This window comes from Sphingopyxis sp., assembly GCF_036402335.1.
GTDB lineage: Bacteria > Pseudomonadota > Alphaproteobacteria > Sphingomonadales > Sphingomonadaceae > Sphingopyxis.
Genome location: NZ_DASWTD010000596.1, coordinates 1 through 5,223 on the forward strand (window position 1 = coordinate 1; position 5,223 = coordinate 5,223).

Here is a 5,223-nt window from a genome sequence, read left to right on the forward strand (position 1 = left end):
CGGCAAGCTGGTGCGCACGACACTGGCCAAGGGTTTGGTCGACTATAACGGCCTCAAATTCCCGCACTACCTGCATCTGCAGGCGACCGACGGGGTCGCGCGCATGGCGTCGAGTTTCCGCGGGCGTTATGATTTCGGGCGGAAACTCGAATGCGAAAACTGCCACCGCGTCGAGTCCGACGGGGTGCGCGTCCAGCCGGTCGAGATGGAGCGCGACTGCGCGATGTGCCACAGCCTTGCGTTCGAGACCGTCGGCGGGGTCACGCGAACGCTGCGTCATGGCGAGCCCGACCAGGTCGTCGCCGATCTCACCGCCTATTACCGTTCGACCCCGCCGGCGCGCCCGCTCCAGCTCGGCGGCATGCAAAGGCGGCGGCCGGGCGCTTACGCCGAGGGGCAGGTCTACAACATCTATTTCAACGAAGTCGCGACGCGGCCGAGCCGTGCGCAGGACGCCGTGCGCGCGGTCTTCTCGCAGGGCGGCGCCTGTTACGACTGCCACACAATCTTTGCTACGCAGGCGGGGAACAGCTGGCGCGTGGCGGCGGTCGACCAGACACCGCGCTATCTGCAAAAGGGCTGGTTCGACCATGATGCGCATAAGGAAACGGCCTGCGCCGATTGCCATACCGCTGCACCCACATCGAAGGCGTCGACCGACCTGCTCGTACCGGGAGTCCGCCAATGCCGCGACTGCCATGTCGGCGAGGGCGGCGCGCGGCTGGTAAAGGTCGAGACGGCGACCGAATCGCCGTGCGCGATGTGCCACGAATATCATTCGGACGGGGGCAAACCATGGATGCCGCCGCGCCAGCGCAAGAAAAACGTGGCCGCGATTACAAATAAACCCCTGCGTGCTAGCTATGGTGTGAGCATGATCACAGGAACCGGGGGGCGGGGCCTTTACGACGTGACATGGCGCACACCTTCCTTGCACGCGGCAAGGCAGGGCGGGTAGGTTTTGGGTCGCCGGACCAGACCGGCGGAAGCAGGGGACGGATATGCTGATCGCGCAGATCACAGATATCCATATCGGGTTCGATCCGGACAATCCGGCCGAATATAACCGCAAACGCCTCGACGAGGTGCTCGATGTGCTGATCGAGGGGCCGAACCGTCCCGACCTGCTGCTCGCCACCGGCGACATCACCGACCGCGGCGACGACGACAGCTACCGCCGCTTGGTCACGGCCTTCTCGCGCTGCCCCTTTCCCGTCTGGCCGAGCGTCGGGAACCATGACTTGCGCGACAATTTCCATGCGCGTTTTCCGGGGTTTGATGACGGCAACGGTTTCGTTCAGTACACGATCGAACTGCCCGAACTGCGCCTCGTCACTGTCGATACGCTGGAGGAAGGGCGCCATGGCGGCGCGTTTTGCGAACAACGCGCGGCATGGCTCGACGCCGAACTGGCGAAGGACAGGGTGAAGCCGACCTATATCGTCATGCACCATCCGCCGATCGAAAGCGGGATCGAGTGGATGAATACCGACCCCGATGAGCCATGGGTCGCGGTCTTCACCGCTGTCGTGCGGCGCCACCCGCAGGTCCGCGGGCTGATCTGCGGCCATCTCCACCGCTCTGTGACGGTGGCATGGGAAGGGCGCACCGTCGCCATCTGCTCGTCGACGGCGCCGCAGGTGTCGCTCGACCTCAGGCCCATCGACGAGAACAGGCCCGACGACCGTCCGATGATCGTCGCCGAGGATCCAGCCTATGCGCTCCACCGCTGGAACGGGCGCGAGCTGGTCAGCTTCTACGACCATGCCGGCGCGCACACGATGCTCGCCAGATATGACGAGCGATTGCAGCCGCTGGTGCGTGAGTTGAAGGCCGAGCGGCCCGCCGCAGATCGAGAGGCAATATAGGGGGAGGGAGAGCATGCCGCAGTTTCCGGGACGTATCATCAAGATCAACGAAACCGACCAGGCCATCGTCAGGGCGATTGCCGCGGGGTTGAAGGCGAGGGGATATCTGTCGACCTCGCCCGCCGGTCACTTCGACCCGGCCTTCAAATCGCTGGTCAAGCTCTTCCAGTCGCAAAATGCCGATCTATTGGGCCGTCCGCTGGAGGTCGACGGCGAGGTCGGATCGCTGACCTGGGGCGCGCTCTTCAGCAATTCCGTCGTCAATGCCCCGCCGGGTGGCGAAGCCGCCGCTGCGCTGGGCGTCGCGATTTCCCAGATCGGGGTGATGGAAGAGCCGCTGGGCTCGAATCGCGGACCGATGGTGGACAAATATCAGACGGCGTCCGGGCTCACCTTGCCCAGAGGGAACGCGCCCGGCTATTTCTGGTGCATGTCGTTCGTCTACTGGTGCTTCAAACAGGGAAGCGCTGCTACCGCGTTTCCGAAAACCGCCGGCTGCCTCGACGCATGGAACAAGGTCAAGCGAGCCGATCCGCAGCGGATCATCACGCGCGCGCAGGCTCTGGCCGACCCGGCGCTGGTGAAGCCGGGCATGGTGTTCATCCTCGATTACGGCGGCGGTGCGGGCCACACCGGTTTCGTCCGCCAGTCCGTGGGCGGGGCGCTCAAGACCCTGGAAGGCAACACCAACCCGACGGGAAACCGCAACGGACTTGGCGTTTTCGAGCTCAACCGCCGCAAGGTCATCGATCCGTCGCTCAAGGGCTTCATCGACTTCACCTAGGAAGCCACGGCGGGGTCTTCCGGCGCGCGGGTCAGTAACCGAGTGTCAGGTCGACGCGCGGTTCGACGGCCTCGCCCTTCTTCCAGCGGTCCAGGTTTTCGAGGAAGCGCTGCGCCGAGCGGACGAACATCTTGTCTTGCGCGCGCCCGGACAGGTGCATCGTGATATGCGCATTGTCGAGGCTCCACAGCGGGTCGTCCGAGGGGAGCGGTTCGGGCGTCGTCACGTCGAGGAAGGCCGAAGCGATCTGCTGGCCGTCGAGCGCAGCGACCAGCGCGTCCTGATCGACGACGCTGCCGCGCGCAATGTTGATCAGCGTCGCGGTGGGCTTCATCGCCGCCAGTTCTGCGGCGCCGATCATGCCGTCGGTCTCGGGGGTCGCCGGGACCGCGAGGATCACCCAGTCGAAATCGCTTAAGCTTGCGCGCCACTGGTCGGGGGTCAGCGTGTTCGGGCCCGGCGACCGGCGCACGATCGTGACGTCGACAGCAAAAGCCTTCAGCCGTTCCTCGATCAGCTTGCCGATCGCGCCATAGCCAAGGAGCAGCGCCTTCGAGCCGAACAGTTCGACCTTGCCCGGCGAATCCATCAGCCACTCGCGACGTTCCTGCGCGCGGACGACATCGCGGTAGCCCTTGGCGACGGTCAGCATGCCCATCACGACATATTCGGCGATGGTGATCGCGTTGATCCCGGCGCCGTTGGTCACCACCGTGCCGCGCTCGGCGAGCAGACCCAGCGGCATGCCGTCGACTCCGGCGTAGATCGAGTTCAGCCATTTGAGCTGCGTCGCGGCTGCGATGACCGCGGCCATGTCCTTCTTGTCGTACATGTCGAACCAGCCGATCTCGGCGCGCGGCGCGAGGTCGAGCGCCTCTTCTTTCGACGCGAAGAAATGTGGTTCGACCCAATCGGGCAGGCGGTTTTCGACGAGCGGACGGATCAGGCCCGACAGGACGGTGACGGTCTTGGTCATTCAAAATCCTTCCTGATCTTCTCCATCGCAAGCCGGCGGGGAGGATATTTATGTCTCCAACCGCCAGTCCCAACCGAGCGGGTCGCCGTCCATCACCTCGACGCCTGCGGCAATGAGTTCGTCGCGAAGGGTATCGGAGGCTGCGAAGTCCTTGGCGGTGCGAGCTTCCTTGCGGCGCACGAGCGTCGCTTCGATTTCGTCTTCGCCGATCGTCGCAGCCCGGGGACGGACACGCAGGTCGGCGCGTTCGATGGTCAACAGGTCGAGGCCAAGCACCCCATCCATGACGGCGAGCGCCGCGCGCTTCTGGCCAGCATCGACCTTCTTCATGGCCGCGGCTTCTTCCAGCAGGGTCAGCGCGACGGCCGTGTTGAGGTCGTCCGAAATCGCGGTATCGAATTTCGCGAGAAGGTCGGTGAGCCGGCGGTCGGTCGGCTGGGCACTCTCGGCATCGCGGACGGGCGCGGCCGCCATCACCAGCCGTTTGAGCCGTGTCAGCGCTGCGCCGAGACCCTCCCAGCTGAATTCCAGCTCGCTGCGATAATGCGCCTGCAGGCACATCAGGCGATAGGCGAGGGGGTGATAGCCGCGATCGACGAGCAGTTGCAGCCGCAGAAACTCGCCGGTGGACTTTGACATCTTGCCGCCGCGGTCGATCAGGAAATTATTGTGCATCCACATCCGGGCGCCCGAATGTTCGGCGCAATCGAGGCTACCGCAGCCGCGATACGCCTGATTCTGAGCGATCTCGTTCGGGTGATGAATTTCGCGGTGATCGATGCCGCCGGTGTGAATGTCGAAGGGCATGCCGAGTTCGGCTTCGCCCATCACCGAACATTCGAGATGCCAGCCGGGAGCACCGCGGCCCCAGGGCGAATCCCACTCCATCTGGCGCGTCTCGCCCGCGGGCGTCTTGCGCCAGATCGCGAAGTCGGCCGCGTGGCGCTTGCCTTCGACCTCTTCGATACGGCCTTCGCCGTCGTCGGTGACGGCGCGCGCGAGCCGGCCGTAGTCGGCCACCGTCGAGACGTCGAAATAGAGGCCACTATCGAGCTCGTAGCAATGGCGGTCGGCGATGCTTTTCGCGAAGTCGATCATCCGCGGCACATAGTCGGTCGCCACCGTCCATTTGGCGGGATCGCGCACATTCAGCCATGACAGGTCACGCTTGAATTCCGCCGTGTAGAAAGCCGCGATGTCCCATGCGGTTTTGCCCTGCGACGCTGCCGCCTTTTCCATCTTGTCGTCGCCGGCATCGGAATCGGATGTTAGATGACCGACATCGGTGATGTTGATGATATGGCGGAGCGCATAACCCTTGAATGTCAGCGTCCGGCCGAGTGTATCGGCGAAGACATAGGCGCGCATGTTGCCGATATGCTGGAAGTTGTAGACCGTCGGCCCGCACGTATAGACGCGCGCCTCGCCGGGGTGGATCGGCTGGAAAGGCTCCGCCGAGCGGGTGAGGCTGTTGTAGAGGACGAGCGGCGCTTCTGTGGTCATGGCCAGCCCATTCCCCTCAAAAGCGCCTTGCGTCAACTCACTGCTTAGAGCCTGATCGTTTGAGGTGGAAACGCTCTGCGCTTCGACCGAAA

Annotated in this window: 4 protein-coding genes and 1 pseudogene; 3 read left to right on the plus strand and 2 right to left on the minus strand. The window is 64.2% G+C overall.

Features of this window, described 5'->3' with window-relative positions:
* The 3 genes and pseudogenes from VGD20_RS19350 to VGD20_RS19360 form a co-directional block, all read left to right on the plus strand.
* Positions 1 to 958: pseudogene (locus VGD20_RS19350) on the plus strand (cytochrome c3 family protein); the annotation flags it as partial.
* Between the two features lie 43 nt (positions 959 to 1,001).
* A complete protein-coding gene (locus VGD20_RS19355; RefSeq protein ID WP_331136008.1) occupies positions 1,002 to 1,868 on the plus strand; it encodes a metallophosphoesterase in 867 nt (288 codons plus the stop codon).
* Positions 1,869 to 1,881: 13 nt separating this feature from the next.
* Positions 1,882 to 2,652: a CHAP domain-containing protein gene (locus VGD20_RS19360; protein WP_331136009.1), complete on the plus strand. Its 771-nt coding sequence runs from the start codon at positions 1,882 to 1,884 to the stop codon at positions 2,650 to 2,652.
* A 31-nt stretch (positions 2,653 to 2,683) separates the two neighbouring features.
* On the opposite strand, the gene VGD20_RS19365 is transcribed toward VGD20_RS19360, so the two are convergent.
* On the minus strand, positions 2,684 to 3,628 hold the full coding sequence (locus VGD20_RS19365; protein ID WP_331136010.1) for a D-2-hydroxyacid dehydrogenase: 945 nt from the start codon (positions 3,626 to 3,628) through the stop codon (positions 2,684 to 2,686).
* 48 nt (positions 3,629 to 3,676) lie between these two features.
* On the minus strand, positions 3,677 to 5,131 hold the full coding sequence (cysS, locus tag VGD20_RS19370) for a cysteine--tRNA ligase (protein ID WP_331136011.1): 1,455 nt from the start codon (positions 5,129 to 5,131) through the stop codon (positions 3,677 to 3,679).
* Between the last annotated feature and the right edge of the window lie 92 nt (positions 5,132 to 5,223).